This window comes from Bradyrhizobium sp. (genome assembly GCF_035484855.1).
GTDB lineage: Bacteria > Pseudomonadota > Alphaproteobacteria > Rhizobiales > Xanthobacteraceae > Bradyrhizobium.
Map to the genome: position 1 here is coordinate 1 of NZ_DATHOP010000038.1, position 2,247 is coordinate 2,247.

Consider the following 2,247-nt stretch of genomic DNA (forward strand, 5'->3'; position numbering starts at 1 on the left):
AGCTTGCCGTGACCGTTCGACGCCGCGACGTTCATGGTCCAATGGCAGGCGCCGCTGACATTGCAGGTGCGGCCTGCTTCCAGGGTCTGATAGGCCCCGACCTTATTGCCGATGTGATGACCTTTGCCGGAGCTTGAATCCATGGTCTCGCGGAATTCGTAATCGAGACCTTCGGCAGCGAAATAGCCCTTCTCTTCGGCGACCCATTCATGCAACCGGAAATGTGGTGCGACGACGAACTTGGACATGGCGGCTTCCTCCGTTCGAGAGATTTTTGCTCTGTTGGCGAGGAGAGTACCGGGTCGAATTGATTTGATCATCGCGGCAGGCTGAAATAGATTGTCAATCAATGATTGACAATCGGGCCTCGAATGGATCGCTTTGAGAACACTCGCGTTTTCGCGGCCGTGGTCGAGGCAGGAAATTTCACCGCCGCTGCCGAACGGCTCGGCATATCGCGGGCCGCCGCCAGCAAACACGTGCTGGCGCTTGAGGAGCGCCTGAGCGCCCGCCTCCTCAACCGCACCACGCGCCGCGTCAGCGTGACGGAAGCAGGCCGCGCCTTCTACGAGCAGTGCCGGCGCATCCTGGCCGATCTCGAAGAGGCCGAGAGATCGGCCGGCGAGCTCCACAACGAGCCGCGCGGCGAGCTGCGCATCATCGCGCCGACCAATTTTGGGCTGGCCGAGATCGGGGCCGCGATCACCGACCTCGTCCTCGCCTACCCGCGCCTGCGCATCAATCTGACCTTGAACGATCGCGTCACCGATCCGATCGAGGAAGGCTATGACATCGCCATCAGCGTCGGGCGGCCGCGCGGCACGTCATCGAGCCTGATCGCGCGCAAGCTCAATACATCCCGCCGCATTCTGTGCGCGGCACCCGACTATCTGGCGCGGCGTGGCACGCCGCGGCATCCGGAAGACCTCGCGCAACACGCCTGCCTGACCTACAGCTATTTGGACACGCCCGACGAATGGCACCTCATCGGCAATGACGGCGAGCGCGTGGTGAAAGTCAGCGGGCCGATCGTGACCAGCCACCGCGAGGTTCTTAAGACCGCGACGGTGCGCGGCCTCGGCATCGCTTACGGCCCGGTGATTTTCTTCCGCGACGATCTCAATGCCGGCCGCGTCATCGAGGTGCTGCCGAAATTCAAATTGCCCGAAGCAACGATTTACGCGGTCTATCCGGCGGGCCAGCAGCGCTCCGCCAAAGTGCTCGCGTTCAACGACTTCATGACCCGTTATTTCGCCGCCGCCGGCGTCGGCGGCTGATCGGCGCTAGCTGCTGCGCAGCCAGGCAACGACTTCCTCGGCATTCTTGTCCGGCGGGAACACCGGATAGAACACTTTGATGATGACACCGTCGTCGATCACGAGCGCCATGCGCTTGAACAGCGTCATGCTGGAGGTCATGAAGGTCGGCAGCTTCATGGCGTGTCCGAGCTTGAGCGCGGCGTCGGACAGGATCGCAAATGGCAGGTGCAGCCGCTCGACGGCTTCGCGCTGATAATCGCTGTCCTGCGTCGAGAGCCCGTAAACATGGGCAACGCCGAGCGCTTTGAGATCGGCGAAATGATCGCGAAAGCCGCAGGATTGCGGCGTGCAGCCGCGCGCGCCGGGTATCTCGTTCCAGCCCGGCGGCAGATCGACGCCCGGCACGCCGGTGCGCGGATAGATATAGAGGACGGTGCGGCCTTTAAGTTTCGCCAGATTGACGGCATCGCCATCGGTCGCTGCGAGCGCGATGTCGGGCAATTTCATGCCGGTGAGGTGCCGCGCTCCGCCGTCGTCTCGCGGCGCCGGGATATCCAGCGGCAGCACCGTCGGATCGTGCCTGCCGGGAGCTTCCTGCATCTGCGCCTCCTATGGCGATTGAGCATGATCCTTGCGGAAAACCGGTTCCCACCCTCGGATCAAGTCCGGGGGCATGCTTTTCCGGATCACGCTCTATGAAGTGTAGGACATGAACTCCATCAGCGAACCGTCGGGATCGCGGAAATAAACGCTGGTGCCGGGGCCTTTGGCGCCGAAACGCTGCATCGGTCCGTTCTCGATCGCTATGCCGTGGCGTTTGAGATGAGCCACCGCATCGGCGATCGGCCCCATCCATTCAAAGCACAGATCGCTGTTGCCCGGCGCGACCGGAAGCCGCGCCACTTCGGCAGGCTTCACGCCGGGCCCATGGACGTTGAGCTGCTTGTCGCCGAAGCGATAGGCAAAACCGGCCGGCCGCTCGACCAGC

4 protein-coding genes are annotated in these 2,247 nt (G+C 62.9%); 1 reads left to right on the top strand and 3 read right to left on the bottom strand.

Annotated features, from left to right (window positions below; all coding sequences use genetic code 11):
* Positions 1-248 (bottom strand): hypothetical protein (locus VK804_RS05175; protein WP_325368541.1); only part of this gene is annotated, 248 nt, incomplete at its 3' end.
* 123 nt (positions 249-371) lie between these two features.
* Between VK804_RS05175 and VK804_RS05180 the strand changes: the two genes are divergently transcribed.
* Positions 372-1,277 (top strand): LysR family transcriptional regulator, encoded by a 906-nt coding sequence (locus VK804_RS05180; protein ID WP_325368543.1) that lies wholly within the window; start codon positions 372-374, stop codon positions 1,275-1,277.
* A gap of 6 nt (positions 1,278-1,283) precedes the next feature.
* Here VK804_RS05180 and VK804_RS05185 read toward each other — a convergent pair whose 3' ends face one another.
* Both VK804_RS05185 and VK804_RS05190 read right to left on the bottom strand, forming a co-directional pair.
* Positions 1,284-1,859: a peroxiredoxin gene (locus VK804_RS05185; protein WP_325368546.1), complete on the bottom strand. Its 576-nt coding sequence runs from the start codon at positions 1,857-1,859 to the stop codon at positions 1,284-1,286.
* Between the two features lie 93 nt (positions 1,860-1,952).
* On the bottom strand, positions 1,953-2,247 hold a 295-nt coding region (locus VK804_RS05190), incomplete at its 5' end, for a VOC family virulence protein (RefSeq protein WP_325368548.1).

Excerpts from the sequence above, each read along its gene's own strand:
- VK804_RS05185 (WP_325368546.1), bottom strand. The coding sequence starts at position 1,859 with ATGCAGGAAGCTCCCGGCAGGCACGATCCGACGGTGCTGCCGCTGGAT.
- VK804_RS05180 (WP_325368543.1), top strand. The coding sequence starts at position 372 with ATGGATCGCTTTGAGAACACTCGCGTTTTCGCGGCCGTGGTCGAGGCA.